Annotated in this window: 10 protein-coding genes; 9 read left to right on the forward strand and 1 reads right to left on the reverse strand. The window is 44.8% G+C overall.

Annotation, left to right across the window (positions count from 1 at the left end):
* Positions 1 to 80 precede the first annotated feature (80 nt).
* The 4 genes from D7D25_RS04585 to D7D25_RS04600 all read left to right on the forward strand — a co-directional run bounded on the left by D7D25_RS04585 (position 81) and on the right by D7D25_RS04600 (position 6529).
* The gene (locus D7D25_RS04585; protein ID WP_370453829.1) at positions 81 to 1241 is read left to right on the forward strand and encodes a glycosidase; all 1161 of its coding nucleotides are present in this window, start codon (positions 81 to 83) and stop codon (positions 1239 to 1241) included.
* Positions 1242 to 1310: 69 nt separating this feature from the next.
* A complete protein-coding gene (locus tag D7D25_RS04590; protein WP_122967772.1) occupies positions 1311 to 2696 on the forward strand; it encodes an MFS transporter in 1386 nt (461 codons plus the stop codon).
* A complete protein-coding gene (locus D7D25_RS04595) occupies positions 2693 to 3865 on the forward strand; it encodes an AGE family epimerase/isomerase (RefSeq protein WP_122967773.1) in 1173 nt (390 codons plus the stop codon). Before D7D25_RS04590 ends, D7D25_RS04595 begins: the two co-directional genes overlap by 4 nt.
* A gap of 171 nt (positions 3866 to 4036) precedes the next feature.
* Positions 4037 to 6529 carry a glycoside hydrolase family 2 TIM barrel-domain containing protein gene (locus D7D25_RS04600; protein WP_122967774.1) on the forward strand — a complete coding sequence of 831 codons (2493 nt, stop codon included), beginning with the start codon at positions 4037 to 4039 and terminating at the stop codon, positions 6527 to 6529.
* A 90-nt stretch (positions 6530 to 6619) separates the two neighbouring features.
* On the opposite strand, the gene D7D25_RS04605 is transcribed toward D7D25_RS04600, so the two are convergent.
* Complete coding sequence (locus tag D7D25_RS04605; protein ID WP_122967775.1) at positions 6620 to 7453, reverse strand: DUF4377 domain-containing protein; 834 nt, start codon at positions 7451 to 7453, stop codon at positions 6620 to 6622.
* Positions 7454 to 8534: 1081 nt separating this feature from the next.
* On the opposite strand from D7D25_RS04605, the gene D7D25_RS04615 reads away from it, so the two are divergent.
* The 5 genes from D7D25_RS04615 to D7D25_RS04635 are packed head-to-tail and all read left to right on the forward strand — an operon-like array spanning position 8535 to position 17328.
* Positions 8535 to 9854 carry an IPT/TIG domain-containing protein gene (locus D7D25_RS04615; RefSeq protein WP_122967777.1) on the forward strand — a complete coding sequence of 440 codons (1320 nt, stop codon included), beginning with the start codon at positions 8535 to 8537 and terminating at the stop codon, positions 9852 to 9854.
* A 28-nt stretch (positions 9855 to 9882) separates the two neighbouring features.
* Positions 9883 to 13017: a TonB-dependent receptor gene (locus D7D25_RS04620; protein WP_122967778.1), complete on the forward strand. Its 3135-nt coding sequence runs from the start codon at positions 9883 to 9885 to the stop codon at positions 13015 to 13017.
* 12 nt (positions 13018 to 13029) lie between these two features.
* Entirely contained in the window at positions 13030 to 15012 is a 1983-nt protein-coding gene (locus tag D7D25_RS04625; RefSeq protein WP_122967779.1) for a RagB/SusD family nutrient uptake outer membrane protein, read from the forward strand.
* Between the two features lie 26 nt (positions 15013 to 15038).
* A complete protein-coding gene (locus D7D25_RS04630) occupies positions 15039 to 15971 on the forward strand; it encodes a BT_3987 domain-containing protein (protein WP_122967780.1) in 933 nt (310 codons plus the stop codon).
* Between the two features lie 31 nt (positions 15972 to 16002).
* On the forward strand, positions 16003 to 17328 hold the full coding sequence (locus D7D25_RS04635; RefSeq protein WP_122967781.1) for an Ig-like domain-containing protein: 1326 nt from the start codon (positions 16003 to 16005) through the stop codon (positions 17326 to 17328).
* Positions 17329 to 17569 lie beyond the last annotated feature (241 nt).

Genomic DNA, 17569 nt, shown 5'->3' on the forward strand with positions numbered 1-17569 from the left:
AAACCGTTGTTTTTATATAGAAGATATACACTATTGTACAACCATAAAGATTGAATGATATGAATCTGTTCAACCAACGAATGCAAGCGTTACTGGAGGACTATGAGACATTGGCCGGTAAAAGAAACAGTCCATTACCCGGTAATAACGGCTGGTTTCAACGATATAAAAACCCGGTGCTCACCGCAGCTCATACGCCTCTGTTCTGGCGATACGACCTGGATCCGGAAGCAAATCCTTTCCTGATGGAGCGGATCGGCGTGAATGGCGTGATGAATGCAGGTGCCATCAAATGGAATGGAAACTACCTGCTTGTGGCGCGTGTGGAAGGGGTCGACCGGAAATCTTTTTTCGCCATTGCCCAAAGCCCTAACGGCATCGATAACTTTCGTTTTTGGGATTACCCCATAGTAATTCCCGAAAATGATGATCCTGTGACCAATGTATATGATATGAGATTGACCCTCCACGAGGACGGATGGATTTATGGAGTATTCTGTGCGGAACGGTTCGATGGAACAGCTGAGGAGGGAGACCTTTCGAAAGCGAAAGCATCCGCGGCAATAGTACGGACAAAAGATATGATCAAATGGGAGCGATTACCGGATATTGAGTCGAAAAGCCAACAACGCAATGTGGTGCTTCACCCTGAATTTGTCGAAGGGAAATATGCGCTGTACACCCGTCCGCAGGATGGCTTTATCAGTGCCGGCAGCGGATTGGGTATCGGTTGGACACTGGTGGAGGATATAACCCGGGCGGTCATCTCCGAAGAAAAAATTGTCGACCCGCGCTTCTACCATACTATCAAGGAATTGAAAAACGGAGAGGGGCCGGCACCCATTAAAACATCCAAAGGATGGCTGCATCTGGCGCATGGCGTAAGAGCATGTGCCGCAGGTCTGAGATATGTGTTATATTTGTATATGACTTCGCTGGAAGATCCTTCAAAACCCATTGCCTCTCCGGGCGGTTATTTTATGGCTCCTGAAGGTGAAGAACGTGTGGGTGATGTCTCAAATGTGCTTTTTAGCAACGGTTGGATCGCCGATGACGATGGAACGGTATTCATCTATTATGCTTCGTCCGACACGCGGATGCACGTGGCCACCTCAACGCTGGATCGGTTGGTAGATTATTGCTTCCAAACTCCCGAAGACGGATTGACCTCTTTTTCGTCGGTACAGACACTGAATAAGCAGATCGACAAGAATCTGCGGTTTTTGGAAAGATCGAGATAACCCGATTGACCCCGTTTGCGGGTTGAATATTTACAAAGACATTGGCTATTGAACCAAAATACCTTATTTATGATAACACTCAAGGAGAAAGTAGGATATGGATTCGGCGATGCGGCATCGTCGATGTTCTGGAAATTATTCGGCATGTACCTCCTCTTCTTCTATACCGATGTGTTCGGGATGGAGGCGGCGGCAGTGGGGACGATGTTCCTGATCACACGGGTATGGGATTCGCTTTTCGATCCGGTAGTTGGGGTGATAGCCGATCGCACCGAAACCCGATGGGGAAAATTCAGACCCTATTTGTTGTTTCTGGCCATTCCGTTCGGGGTGATCGGGGTCTTCACCTTTTTTACTCCGGCTTTCTCTTCCGCGGATAAGGTGATATATGCCTATATTACCTATTCTCTGATGATGATTGCCTACTCGGGAATAAATGTTCCCTACGCGTCGTTGCTGGGAGTGATGAGTCCCGACCCGAAGGAAAGAAATGTGCTGTCTACTTACCGGATGGCCTTTGCCTATATCGGCAGCTTTCTGACCTTGCTCCTGTTTATGCCGATGGTCAACTATTTCAGTGGTAATAGCAAAATGGTTGAAGACCAACGGCACGGATGGTTCATGGCTGTCATTGTGATCGCTATTGCCTGTGCTGTTTTGTTTTTGCTCTGTTTTGCATTTACCAAGGAACGTGTGAAACCCATCCGTAAGAAACAAGCCCCACTGGGAGACGACCTGAGAGACCTTCTCAGCAACAGGCCGTGGTGGATCCTTCTGGGGGCAGGTGTTTCCGCCCTTGTATTCAATTCCATCCGCGACGGCGCGACCATCTACTACTTTAAATATTATGTCGAAGAGGATATATTCGGGACGGTTGATATCCTGAATATTCCATTCGTCCTTAGCGGGTTGTATCTTGCCTTGGGACAGGCGGCCAATCTCCTTGGCGTTATTCTCGCGGCGCCGGTAGGTAACCGGATCGGTAAACGGTATACCTATATGGGGGCGATGGCGATTGCCATGGTGCTCAGTATTCTCTTTTACGGGCTGGGCAGTCATAATCTCGCTTTTATATTTATTCTTCAGACGCTGATCAGTATTTGTGCGGGAAGTATCTTCCCTTTATTATGGTCAATGTATGCCGATTGCGCTGATTTTTCGGAGTTTAGGACCGGCAACCGGGCAACCGGACTGATATTCAGCTCTTCTTCGATGAGCCAGAAGCTGGGTTGGGCCATCGGTACGGCCATGACCGGCTGGTTGTTGGCCTATTTCGGGTTTGAAGCCAACCAGGTGCAGAATGCGGAGACCATCAGCGGCATCAAAATGTTTATGAGTATTTTTCCGGCTGTCGGTGCTGCGCTTTCGGTAATATTTATCTATTTTTACCCTTTGTCGGAAAAAGGATTGAAAGCTATTACGACGGAACTGGAGAAAAGAAGACATCAACCATGAACGGCTTTAAGAAAGAATTGACAGACAATATACTGCCGTTTTGGATCAACCGGATGCGGGATAACCGGCATGGTGGCTTTTACGGGCGGATAGACGGGAAAGGCCGGTTGCATCCCGAAGCGAATAAAGGGGCCATACTCAATGCCCGCGTATTATGGACTTTCTCGGCTGCGTATCGCTTGTTAAAAGAACCGGCATACCTCGATGTCGCCCAAAGGGCATTCGATTATATTTGTGCCTTTTTTATCGACAAGGAATATGGTGGGGCTTATTGGGAACTGGATTATAAAGGAAATCCGGTAAACAGGAAGAAACAGACCTATGTGCAGGGGTTTATGCTGTACGGTTTTTCGGAGTTTTACCGCGCGACGGGTGATCCGAAGGCATTGGAACTGGCAAAAGAATTTTTCCGTTTGATAGAAAAGTGTTATGACAGCCAGTGGGGTGGCTATCCTGAAGCTTATAGCCGCGATTGGCAACCGATTGAGGATATGCGCTTGAGCGTGAAGGATGCCAATGAGAAAAAGACGATGAATACCCACCTGCATATCCTGGAACCTTATACCAACCTGCTCAGGATTTGGAGAGATGAAGAGTTGATCGTTGCGCAGCGGCGGCTGATAGATATCTTTACGACGAAAATACTCGATAGGGAAACAGGAGGCCACCACCTGAACCTGTTCTTCGACGAGGAGTGGAACGTAAGATCCACAACCGTGTCTTACGGGCATGATATCGAGGCTTCATGGCTGCTGTTCGAGGCTGCGGAAATACTGGGCGACAGGTTACTGTTGGAAAAGGTGAGGGGACTCTCTTTGAGAATTGCGGACGCCGCCTCCCAAGGATTGAATCCCGACGGTAGTATGTCGTATGAGGAAGGGGGAGACTACACGGATAGCGAACGGCATTGGTGGGTGCAGGCGGAAGCGGTGGTCGGCTACATGTATGCATACGCAAATTCGGGAGATATCCGTTATAAAGAAAAAGCCTGCGGCGTGTGGGAATATATCCGGAACCATATCATAGATAAGGAGGACGGGGAATGGCACTGGAGCCGTTTCCCCGACGGCAGTATCAACCGGAAAGACGACAAGGCGGGGTTCTGGAAATGTCCTTACCACAACGGGCGCATGTGCCTGGAGATGATGGAGCGGTTTGATGAGGGATAATTTCACCTGGCACCGGAAAAGTCGCCCAAGGAGAACAGTCCGACCTGGGAGATATCACCCTTCGGTCAATCCCGAAATCGCGGAAGAGATCAGCCCGGGGAGGGTGTGATAAGTGCGATAAATTTAGTATCTTCACGGCTTTGAATAAAACTGATATTGGAAAATAATTGTATGAAGAGGTTTTTATCTGTTTGGATTGCACTTCTGATCGTGCTAAGCGCTTTGTGTGCTACCCGGTCGACTGTCTCCCTTGAACAGGGGTGGAAATTTACCCGCAACGATGATCCCAAAGCATCGGAGGTCGTGTATGACGACAGCAACTGGCAGACCGTGCGTGTGCCTCACGACTGGGCAATATACGGTCCTTTCGCCAAGGAGAATGATATTCACCGGATGGCGATTGTGCAGGATGGACAAACTACTGCCATCGAGCATTATGGCAGGACCGGGGGGCTGCCTTTCACAGGAGTGGGGTGGTATCGGAACACTTTTACCATACCCGGCCATCGGGAAGGTAGGAGAGTGATCGTCCGGTTCGATGGCGCCATGAGCAATGCGCGGGTGTTTGTCAACGGGAAGGAGGCCGGCTACTGGCCCAATGGCTACAATGCTTTCTGCTTTGACATCACGGACTTAGTGCATAATGACGGGCAGGATAACCTCTTGGCGGTACGTCTGGAGAATTTCGAAGAGCAGTCGCGCTGGTATCCCGGGGCAGGGCTTTACCGTAACGTGCATATCATTACTACCAACGAGGCATATATCCCCGTTTGGGGTACTTACGTGACCACTCCCGAAGTGAACGGGAAATTCGCGCGGGTGAATGTGAAAACTAAAGTGATCACTCCAGGAGAAGGAAATTACAGGCTGGTGACAGAAATTAATGATGCGTCGTCGCGTGTCGTCGCGTCAGATGAAGCATGGGTGAGCCCATATGATCTTGGTGAAATTTCCCGCGATCTATTTGTCGAAAATCCATTACTATGGGATATCAGGCAGCCCAATATGTATCGGGTAATCTCAAAATTGTATAAAGATGGGATACTGATGGATGAATACAGTACCCCGTTTGGTATCCGTACCATTGAAATTGTGGCTGACGAAGGATTTATCCTTAACGGCAGAAAAGTGAAGTTTCAGGGCGTTTGTCTTCATCACGACCTGGGGCCGCTGGGTGCCGCGGTGAATGAAGCGGCTATCCGTCGGCAGATACGGATTATGCAGGATATGGGAGTAAACGCCATCCGTACCTCTCATAATATGCCGGCTCCGGAGTACGTGCGTATTGCCGATGAGATGGGAATGATGCTGATGGTGGAAACTTTTGATGAATGGGCTATTGCCAAGGTGAAGAATGGATATAACCGCTATTTCGATGAATGGGCTGAAAAGGATATTGTGAATGTCATCCATCATTACCGCAACAATCCCAGCGTGGTGATGTGGTGCATCGGTAACGAAGTGGAAGAACAAAGCAATAAGCAGGGCGCCAGGGTGGCCCGTTTCTTGCAGGATATCTGCCACCGGGAAGACCCCACCCGTCCCGTGACCAACGGGATGGACCGCCCCGACCATGTGTTCTCCAATCACATGGCGGCAATCATGGATGTGCCCGGGTTCAATTATCGTTCTTTCCGCTATCAGGAAGCCTATGAGCGATTGCCCCAGCAGTTGGTGTTGGGAAGCGAGACCACCTCCGCCCTGAGTTCCCGCGGTGTGTATAAATTTCCGGTGGAGAGAAGGTCGATGGCAATGTATGACGATCATCAGGCGTCATCATACGATGTGGAGCATGCGGCATGGTCGAACCTGCCGGAAGACGATTTTATCCAGCACGACGACCTGCCCTACACAATGGGTGAATTTATATGGACCGGTTTTGATTATCTGGGAGAACCCACTCCTTATTACAGTGCGTGGCCCAGCCACAGTTCATTGTTCGGGGCCGTGGATCTGGCCGGTATACCCAAGGACCGGTTTTATCTCTATCGCAGCCACTGGAACAAAGAAGAAGAGACATTGCATATCCTCCCCCACTGGAACTGGGGAGGGAGGGAAGGCGAGGTAATCCCTGTCTTTGTGTATACCAGTTGGCCTTCGGCCGAATTGTTTATTAACGGGAAGAGCCAGGGAAAAAGGACCAAAGACCTTTCTGTTTCGCTTGAAGGGAGTTATACAGAAGAGGCACAAAAGAATTTTGAGCGGCAGAGACGGTATCGGCTGATGTGGATGGATACCCGGTATGAGCCGGGAACGGTGAAGGTGGTGGCATACGATGAGCAGGGAAATGCCGTGGCTGAAAAGGAGATCCGTACTGCCGGAAAACCCCATCGATTAGTGCTCGAAGCAGATCGTGCCATCATCAACGCCGACGGTAAGGATCTGGCATTTATTACGGTATCAGTAGTAGATAAAGACGGCAATCCCTGTCCCGATGTAAACCAACTGGTCAAGTTCAACGTGAAAGGGGCGGGCAGCTACCGTGCCGGCGCCAATGGTGATCCCACGAGTCTCGATCTTTTTCATCTGCCGCAGATGCACCTTTTTAACGGCAAACTGGTAGCGGTCGTTGAATCGACGGAGGTGCCCGGTGCCATTACGCTGGAAGCAACGTCGAATGGATTGAGAAAAACGAGTATCAAGATAAAGGCAAAAAAGGATTGAATTTATAGAGTTTATTATGTGGGTCTCCACCTTTCGCACTGCATAGGCGCTTTTTCGAAGATTCCTTTAACCTATATGAGCGACGGACCCTTACATTTTTTTTAGATTAAAACTGACGGTTTGCAGCCCAAGTCCCTGTGCATTGATAAGCACAAGCCTATAAGAGAATGAATCTCCAGTTTTAGCTTGATCTTTGATAGAGTCGAATTCTTCTTGAGGAATAACGTCTTTGAGCAATGGGCCTCCATAGCTTTTATTATGAATCTTGATTATTTTCTCGGATAGGGGTGAAATCACGTATGCTCCGGTTGTCATATACATCAATTGATTGTAAAACTGGTCTCCGTATTTGAGGGTATAAGTTAGATGCACGCGTGTCCATTCATAAGACATCCTATGATTGCCTGCGAGTATGTTGCCATCTTTGTCCACAGTTATTTCGGGATACATTACATCATAGATGTGGGTAGGACAACCTTCCTTAAAAGGTATGTCTTCTTCGGTATTGACAATCACTTCAATGGGGGGTTCCGGCTCTTTAATTTTTTTCTTATGTAGAACCGTCAGAAGCTCATACGTATGTAAGCTCCCATCGGCGGGAGGATTGCCCAATGTGGTCTTCTTAACTCTTAACTCATATTCATAGCCTTTTTCATAGTCAAACCCCTGGATTGTGCCGAATGCCATTGTATTCCATTCCCCATTTCCCCCCTCTTCGCTCACCAGCATGCATTCCATTGGTGAAATACCTCTTTCATCAAAAATATTATACATCACCCCGGTATCTGACGAGATAGACATATTTATAACTTTTGACTTGTCTTTTAGCTCGTCGTCATCACTACATGAGGATAAACAAAGAGCAATGGCCGCTAAAAGCAACCATAAGACAAAGTGTTTTGCATTAATATTTATTGTGGTCATAATTATTTGAATTAATTAATCAATTCATATTCCTTGCCATGTGCGTAACATGCTTATCATTAGCATAACAAATATACTACAAAGTTCTTATAAGTAAAAAAAATTTTTTTCCGATACACCATTTACTTCTTCCTCATCCAGAACCGTTCGATATCTTAGAGTGATTTACCGGCGGTTTCCGGTGTCAGTTTTCTACAATAGGTTTTGAAAAACATGAATTTATGAAATAAAACCCTCTTTTAATGAATTCTTGCGTTAAATTATCTTCAAATGGCGCAAATAAATAATTTATAAGAGACAATATGATTTTAATTCATATAAAATTCCAATATATATTTTTTTATTTAAAAATATAGCTATCTTTGTCCAATATATCATTTTTGCCGTTAATCCTGATAACTAAATATAAATACATGAACTTAAGAATTACATCCATGTTAGCTTCCTCTCTTTTGTTAATCAAAGTTAACGGGGGGGGGGTAATTCCGTATAATTCTTTCCCTCTTCAGTTACCGCAGTTTTCCTTTCTCCGCTCTTTCCTGGTTCCATGGCAAATTAATCAATTCTGTGATTTTTTTCTTTTCATTTATCTCCCTTTTGGAAAGGGGGGAGAGAGCCCTTGTGTAGACAATCCAAACGGGTCATATAAACTGTATTGTCCACGATCGTGTGGAGTGCCAGATTCCTGCTGATGTATTACAGGATATGGAGTCTCTATATCTGCGGTCAGGAGGACAATCCGTATCATGATTTAAATGAGACGCAAAAAATGGGAAACACTTGAACCAAGAGAACAAAAGTGAGCCAATTACTAATAAATTATTCTTTTAATTTAAAATGAAATGAAAAGGGAAATTGAACTTTTTTTCTTATTTATTTTTCATCTTTTTCCTCTCTTCCTAGTTGTACAGCAAGAAATAGAGGTAAGGGGTAAGGTTGTTGAGGCAGAGACAAACGAACCTTTGCCGGGTGTTGGCCTCTTGAGAATTCTACAAGAGAGTGCCTATGGATATGGTCGGAGCTTTTGAAATAAGAGTTAATCCGTCTGATAAATTAAACAAATTCATATAATTATTTTAACATGAAAAAACAAAAGCAATTAAGTATCATTTATTTTGTCATGGCCATTATTCTTTTTTGGTCATGCGAAAGCAACAAAACCGATAATTTTGGTCGGGAAAAATACGATCCGTCAAAACCGGTTGAAATTACCGGCTTTGAACCCGATTCGGGGGGAATGTCTACTAAAGTATTTATCACAGGGAATAACTTTGGTTCGGATGTATCCAAAATAAAAGTGTATTTCAACAATGTGCCCGCACCGGTGGTGGGTTCTGACGGGAAACACATTTACACGATTACTCCACGACAGCCGGGCCGGGAAAACGTCATATCCGTCGTGGTGAATGGCGACTCCACTGCTTTTACCAAAAAGAAATACCTGTACCGTACAATGTATGTCATTCAAACCATTGCTGGAAGAAAAGGAACGACACAGTTCAAGGCGGGAAAATTGTCGGAGGCTGAGTTTCATCAACCTTCCACCATAACAGTGGATGCACAAAAGAACATCTTCATATCCCATTGGCGCGTTCCGTTTTGTTTTGTCCGAATTAACGAAGAGGAAAACATTGTAGAAGCTCTTGCTCCTGGAAGTAATACTGACACCAAATATGCATTTGGTGCGCCGACAGTAGATGCAAATGGAGTAGTTTCCGCGATCTCCGATAATGGTAGAACTTTTTTCACTTTTGATCCTATTGAAGGCTGGACACCAAGAGAACGCTCAATACTGCCAGCAGGAGCAGGAGGAGCTCCCTTTACATTCAGTACGGCGCACAGTCTTGCGGCTCACCCGGTGACGGGAGAGTTATATACCCGTTATTACGCCTCAGGACATCTTGTTAAGGTAAATCCCAACACAAGGGAGGGTTCATTAGTCGCGGAAACGTTAACTTCATCCGATTCTTACCTCGTTTTTGATCCTGTCAATCCCAATATTTTATATATAGCCTATCATCACTTGCATTGTATCGGAAAATATGACCTCGAAAAAAAAGAGCATACTATTTTTGCCGGCAGAAACGGTGAGGCTGGATGGCAAGACGGGCCATTGTCGGAAGCAAGGTTCAATGCTCCCAACCAGTTGATAGTTGCTCCCAATGGTAATCTATACCTGGCTGACAGAAATAACCATTGCATCCGCATGATTACCCTCGACGGTAAAGGTGGAGGAGTGGTGTCAACCGTGATAGGCAAAGGAGGCGTTGCCGGCTATCAGGACGGAAATCCCGAGGATGCCCTTTTCAATCAACCAAGGGGTGTCGCCGTAACGCCGGATGGCAACATTTATATCACAGACCTCGGCAACAATGTTGTCAGGAAGTTAACCATAGAATAAAATTACCATTAATAACTGAAAGTATATTATGCAATTTAATTATAAAAATATTCTGGTTTTTTGTTTACTGTGTTTGCTTCCATCATTGGCTGCGGCACAGCAGACGTATAATATGGCAGGTACCGTCTATGACGAAAAAGGGGAGACCCTTCCCGGAGTTAGCATTTTTCTGAAGGCGCAAGCCATGATTGGCACAGCAACCGATGTCGACGGTAAATTTAAAATCAGGGCTTCCAAGGGCGATGTGCTTGTATTTTCATATATAGGATATGAAAACCAGGAATATCTTGTGGATGCTGAAAATGATAAAATAAAAGTCACAATGGTTCCAACTGCCACTGAAATTGAAGAGGTGGTTGTTACCGCTTTGGGAACCCAACGCAAGATAAGTGTTGTAGGTGCCATCACATCAGTGGAGGTAAAAGATATCCAAACGCCTGCCACCTCAATTACCAATATGCTTGGAGGCCGCGTTGCCGGTATTATTACCACTTTGGACAGTGGCGAACCGGGCAAAAATATTTCGGAGTTCTGGGTGCGTGGTATTGGAACATTTGGAGCGAGTAGTTCGGCATTGGTATTGATAGACGGCTTGGAGGGCAATATCAACTCCATCGACCCGGCCGACATCGAATCATTCTCCATTCTGAAGGACGCTTCCGCAACGGCTGTTTACGGAGTTCGCGGAGCAAATGGGGTAGTGCTAATTACAACTAAACGCGGGCAAAGCGGCAGGTTGCAAATTAATGCAAGAGCCAATTATACAGTGTCACACCTGAAGAGGATGCCAAAATATCTGAGGGCATATGATTATGCCGTTTTAGCCAATGAAGCAAGGGCAGTACGTAACGAAGAGATTCTTTATAACGATATGGAGCTGAAACTCATCAAAAATCATTTGGATGACGATCTTTATCCCGATATCAGTTGGCAGGATGAGATCATAAAGCGAAACGGGTTCCAGCAAACTTATTATGTGAGTGCCAAGGGAGGCGGCGAAGCGGCACGTTACTTTATTAGCTTAGGAACCTCGATTGAAGATGCGGCCTACAAGGTGGCTCCTGAAAACACCATTCGTTCCGGTGTTGGTTATAACACCTATAATTACCGCATTAATCTGGATATTGATCTGACCAAAGGCACCACTTTGTATTTTGGCTCGGACGGTTACATGTCACTAAGGACGCAACCCGGTTTTGCCGATACCGATGCCATGTGGGAAGCCCAGTCGATGCTTACACCCATTACTGTTCCGATCAGATATTCGACTGGAGAATTACCGGCTTATAGTTCAGCGTATGGAGGTAGCGGCGTATCGCCTTATGTCCTGCTAAATTACACCGGAAAACAAACCAATCAGAATTATATAGGCAAGGCAACGCTGGCCTTATCACATGACTTCTCTTATTTGATCAAAGATCTGAAATTGAGAATGCAAGGAGCCTACGATAATGTTTCTTGGAAAGACGAAAGAAGATACGTGATGCCCGAATTATATCTGGCGAGTGGTCGTACTAACTGGGGCGAATTACAAAGAGCAAAGAGTTATGATGCTGTGAGTCCCCAATACTCGAATTACCAGCGGCAGTCCCGTAAATATCATTTTGAAAGCACACTAACCTGGGACAAACTCATCGCTGACGACCATCGCGTAAGTGCGCTGGTTTATTATTATATGAGCGACGAACAAGATACAAGAGATGCCGATAACGCCGGTGCAGGTCGTCGCGCGTTGGAAGCTCTTCCGAAAAGGTACCAAGGGCTCTCCAGCAGGCTCACATACGGATTCAAAGACACCTATATGATCGATTTTAATTTCGGCTACACCGGTTCGGAAAACTTTGAGCCAGGAAAACAGTTCGGGTTCTTCCCTTCAATAGCGCTTGGATGGGTCCCTACCAGTTATCAATGGGTGACGGATAATATGAGTTGGCTTAATCATTTTAAATTACGTGCTTCATACGGATCGGTAGGTAGTGACCGAATTGCCGATTTCAGGTTCCCTTTTATGACTATCATTGGAGAAAATCAGCCAGTAGGTTGGGGAAGTACGCTAAACGGGGTGAGCGAATTACAATTCGGAGCCAATAACCTGATGTGGGAAAAATCATTAAAGGCCAACTTTGGTGTTGAAGCAAATATGTTGGATAATCGATTGTCTTTTGTAGTGGACTTTTTTAACGATAAGCGCGAAGATATTTTCCAACGAAGGGAAACGATCCCCGGCTATGTGGGGTTGGTTTATTCTGCGCGTCCCTATGGTAATGTGGGAAGTATGCGCAGTTATGGAACGGATGGTAATATTTCATATACACATAAAATCCGAGAAGACTGGAATTTTACAATTCGGGGAAATTATACCTATTCGGCAAACGAAGTCATCAATTGGGAACAACCTCCTACAAGATATCCGTACCAACCCTATAACGGATACCCTTTATCCGCATTGCGCGGTTACATTGCCACGGGACTGTTCACCGACGAGGACGATATTGCATTTAGCGCCACTCAGTCCTTCGGGGGGTTCAAGGTGATGCCCGGCGATATCAAATACAAAGATATCAACGGGGATGGCGTGATCAACACCGATGACATGGTGTTCCTGTCGGATCCCACCTACCCGCGGTTAATGTTTGGATTCGGTGGAGAGATGAAATACAAAGATTTCACCTTAGGCATTCTGTTCAAAGGGACGGGAAAAACTGATTTTTATCACGTGGGGTATCGCGGCAATGGAGCAGGTTACGTGCCTTTCAACAATGGGAAAATCGGCAATGTGCTGACGATGGTCAATGATCCCGCCAACCGTTGGATTCCGATGGATTATGCTTTGGCAAATGGTATTGATCCGGCTTTGGCGGAAAATCCCAATGCCCGTTTTCCACGCCTTTCATACGGATATAATGCTAATAATTCACAGTTGTCCACCTTCTGGAAGAATGACTCCCGTTACATACGCTTACAAGAGGTAACACTCAATTACAATCTCAAAGCGAACTTTCTTAAACGATTTGGCTTGACATCTGCTGATATACAGTTAGTCGGGAATAATCTGTATGTTTGGGACAAGGTGAAAGAGTGGGATCCGGAACAGGGTTATAGAAACGGACGCGCTTATCCGATACCGGCGAGATATACGCTGCAACTTTACCTTAATTTTTAAAAATATAAGAGGATGAGAAATATATTTAAACACACCATAGTTTGTGCCTGCGTAGTTCTGATGACGTTGTCATCTTGCAATTATCTGGACGTGGCCGATAATTTTGAAGAAGCATTTAAGTATGATTCCATTTTTGTCAACAAAACAAATCTGGAACGTTACGTATGGAATATCGCGTCGCTGTTCCCCGATGAGGGTTACAAATTTGACAAATTGGGTTCATATGCGTGCGATGAGGCATTTTCGATCATGGTTTCCGACTATACCTCATTGGATTTTGTACAGGGAAACATAACTCCTACCAATCTCAGGTCGTTTAACATTTGGAACAGTATGTATATCATTGTTCGCAAAGTCAATACGATACTTAAAAACATAGACAAAGCCAAAGACTTGAACGGACAGGAAAAGGATGAACTTATGGGCTATCTCTATTTTATGCGCGCCTATGCCTATTACCGATTGATGATGTATTATGGTCCCATTGTGATATTGGGCGACGACGTGCTGGAAACAAATGAAACGGAAGATTACTACGACCGTCCAAGAGCCACATTCGACGAATCGGTGGATTATGTTTGCGGCGAATTGGAACGATCCGCAGGCCTCATGCCGGTAGAAGTCACACCCAGTTATTTCGGACGTCCCTCTGCCGGCTCTGCGCTGGGGTTGAGCGCCCGTCTGCGGTTGATCCAGGCAAGTCCACTCTGGAATGGCGGATCGGCAGCCCGTAGAACGTACGGAACATGGAAAAGATCAATTGATAATGTCAATTATGTTTCACAAACATACGACGAGCGTAAATGGGCTCAGGCAGCTGCGGTTTGCAAGCGTATCATAGACATGAATATCTATGCTTTGCATACCGTGAAAAAAATGACGGATACTGCACCCCTGCCCGATAATGTGCCGCAACATAATTTTCCGTTAGGCGCAGGAGATATTGACCCGTTCCGGTCATATGCTGATATGTTCACAGGAGAATCGCCGTTTGCGCGTAATCCTGAGTACCTGTGGGCGCAGAGGTCATCCGGTTTGGAAAACTATTCGAGACACGCTTTTCCCTATGAAACATATAATGGATATGGCACTGTAGCGATACCGCAAAAAGTGATTGATGCCTATTTGATGGCGGACGGACGAACTATCGAAAATTCGAGTGAAAGCTATCCTTACTCTACCGATGGTATATGGAATAATGGAACTGATCTGGATTTTTCAGGCTATAAGCTAAAAGGGAATGTCCATAAAATGTATGTAAACCGCGAATTGAGGTTCTATGCCAGCATCGGATTCAGCGGAGCACTTTGGCCAATGCTTTCCACTTCAAATTTAAGCAAGAGGAATGTCCAGTTTTGGTATAACCTGAATGGTAACGCCGGCAAAAATTCTACCCGAAATCTGCCATACAACGTAAACACGACAGGTTACTCGTTGAAAAAATTTGTGCACCCGGAAGATTCATGGGGAGCTCCGGGACAAGGAACAGGTTATGAAAATTCCCGCCGGTTAGAGAAGGCATATCCTATAATCCGGTATGCGGAAATCTTACTCGCTTATGTGGAAGCTTTAAATAATCTGACATCTACTCATACCGTCGGTGATTATCAACTGTCAAGGAATATAGAAGAAATGCGTTATTATTTCAACATGGTTCGCTTTAGGGCCGGATTACCCGGGCTTACGGATGCTGAGCTTGCTTCTCAAGAAACCATGCAGGGTCTGATAGAACGCGAACGGATGGTAGAGCTACTTCACGAAAATGCTCGTTTTTGGGATGTGCGGCGCTGGGGTAAATACGAAATTACGGAAAGAGAACCCATTCAGGGCATGGACATGGATGCTGATGGCTTGGCATTTTATAATATTGTCCCTGTCAATCAGACAGTAGCCAGGAATAGAGTGGTGGATAAAAAGTTGATTCTCGTTCCCATTGAATTGAACGAGGTAAGAAAATCCCCTTCGATGGATCAGAACCCTGGATACCAGTATTAATTGAAATAAAAAAATAAAATAGTCATATGAAAATATCATTATCCATATTGATTACCTGCATTCTGGCACTTAGCATGGCCGGTTGCAACACTGACATCATCTATCAGGAAGAACAATATAAAACATTGGTTTATTTGTTAAGTGGCTCTGAAAATGTTTATGCCGCATCCTATACACTCAATGAAGAAGAACCTGTCAGGTATGTTTCCATTGGATGCGGAGGTTCAAACAGCAATGAAAAGGATATCACGATAACGCTCGAGCCGAATCCGGAAATGCTTGACAAGTTCAATAGATTGAATTATAATTATGAGAATGAGTATGCCAGATTATTATCCGCAGACAGGTACACAATTGATTCCTATTCGGTAACACTACCTGCTAATTCGGATTATCATTATGCGAGGGTGCCTGTGAAAGTGCGCCCGTTGGGCTTGTCACCAGATTCGATTTATTTCATCCCCTTGAGGATCAGGAGTGTTTCAAATTATGATGTGAATCCGGACAAAAGTGATGTGCTGTTCCGTGTAGCCATTGAGAATGATTATGCCGAACAATTAGTGTCCACTTATTATGCAAAAAGTGGCACCATGACAAACCCCACCACCGTATTGAGTGGCACAAAGCTAGTACAGCCGCTTGAAAAAGATAAGGTGAGGATGTTTATTGGAAACGAAACCTATGGGAGTAGTACCTCCGTTGCCGACATCGAGAGACTCTCTGTTGTGGTACAGATAAAGGAAGACAATACACTTTTGGTTACTCCTTATGGTTCTATGGAAGTAGAAATGCTTGATAAAGTAAAAGGTTACAACAGATATGTTCCTGACCTTTTACAAGGCACAAGTAAGCAAAAAGTTTTCTATTTGAACTACCGTTTTCGACTTAAAAATAGCAATGGAAGCTTTACGGAATGGAGAGAAGTGGAGGAAAGATTGATTCGGGTAGAAGACAAATGACAAATTAAAAACTGATAAAAGCTAAAAGAATATGAATAGAATTTTATATCGGGTATCATTCATTTTTGCCGGTTTGTTGATGCTTTCAGCTTGTAACTATGGTCCGGAAAGAGATGTGGAATATACTATTTACACCACCAATTCTACAATAGAACTGATAGAAGGCGAGGAGTTTCAAATCACCGCAAGTCCCACAACTCAGACCTTTACATGGGAAACTACCGACGCTTCAGTGGCCACGGTCAGCTCAACAGGATTGGTACGTGCGATCGGCGATGGGGCATGCTTTATTCATATAACAAGTAGCGAAGGTCTAAAAAAATCGATACCTGTAGATGTGATAAAAAGTTTGCCGATTGAAGGGATTTCAGTGTCCAACAAAGCGAATCTTGCAATTATAGACGCTCTCCCAATACTAATGGGAAAAACAATCGCATTGGCAGCAAGTCCTATACCATCGAATTACAATGAGAAAATTCCTTTCAACATCATTTGGGAATCTTCAGATAAAAGCATTGTGAGAGTTGATGAGAATGGAATAGTAACACCCGTTTATTACGGAAATGCTGAAATCACAGTCACGGTTGCGGATAAACCATCTGTAAGGAAAGTTATTCCCGTTGAAGTTTTGGAGAATCCTATAACTGCCATTCAAGTGGAGGGTGGTTTGGTTTTGACGCTGAATGTAAAAGAAAGTGTTACTCCCATTATATTGCCGTCAGACTATGCGGTGAGAGATTCTTCTCTCGTTTGGAAATCTTCCGATGAATCCATTGTGAAAGTGAAAGATGGCGAAATCGAACCGGTTGGTATGGGTTCAGCTATGGTTACTGTTTCACTTAATAGTAATCCTTCCGTAAATGCGGAAATACCAATAATTGTTGGATTAAACCCCCGCTTTCTCGACCGCTCAAATTGGGAAATCATTGATTGGAATTCATGTATCAGTGAGGAACCCCAGTATGTAGGTCTTAATCGTATCCCAGAAAAAATGCTCGATGGGAATACAACCACTTTTTGGGGATCGAAATGGGATGATCCCAAGCCACTTCCTTATTTTTTTATCTTCGACATGAAGAGTGCGTATAAGATATACAAAATTAGTTTCACTAAGCCCACCAACGACGCTTGGAGAGGAAATGTCAAAAAGGGCTATTTCGAGATCAGTAATGATAATGTCACTTGGACGAAGTTGTCTGATTGGAGTGTGAACAGCAATGCGCCACGTGAACACACTTTCACCCAGGATGGCTCTTCGGCACGATACATCAAATTTGTAATCAGTGACTTTTTTGTTCCTACTAAAAACGGAGCGCAATGCGACATAGCCGAATTTAATGTGTATGGGGAAGAATAGATTGACATTGCATGGAAGATGTCTGGAAGAGACCTCTTTTCCAAACATCTTCCTTTCATAAAAACTAAGAAGTTGTTTTGAATTTTTTCATCGATTGTTTTTTAGCCATTTTTTGATGGATTTGGATTTTCATTGATTGAAATGTGGCGGGCCACTTAAAAGCAATGAAAGTTCAAAGGCGCGAAAAAGGGCAAAAAACAATATGAAACCGACATGTTTAAAATAATCATCAAATACCCGA

This window comes from Proteiniphilum sp. X52 (genome assembly GCF_003712195.1).
In the GTDB taxonomy this organism is placed as follows: Bacteria; Bacteroidota; Bacteroidia; order Bacteroidales; family Dysgonomonadaceae; genus Proteiniphilum.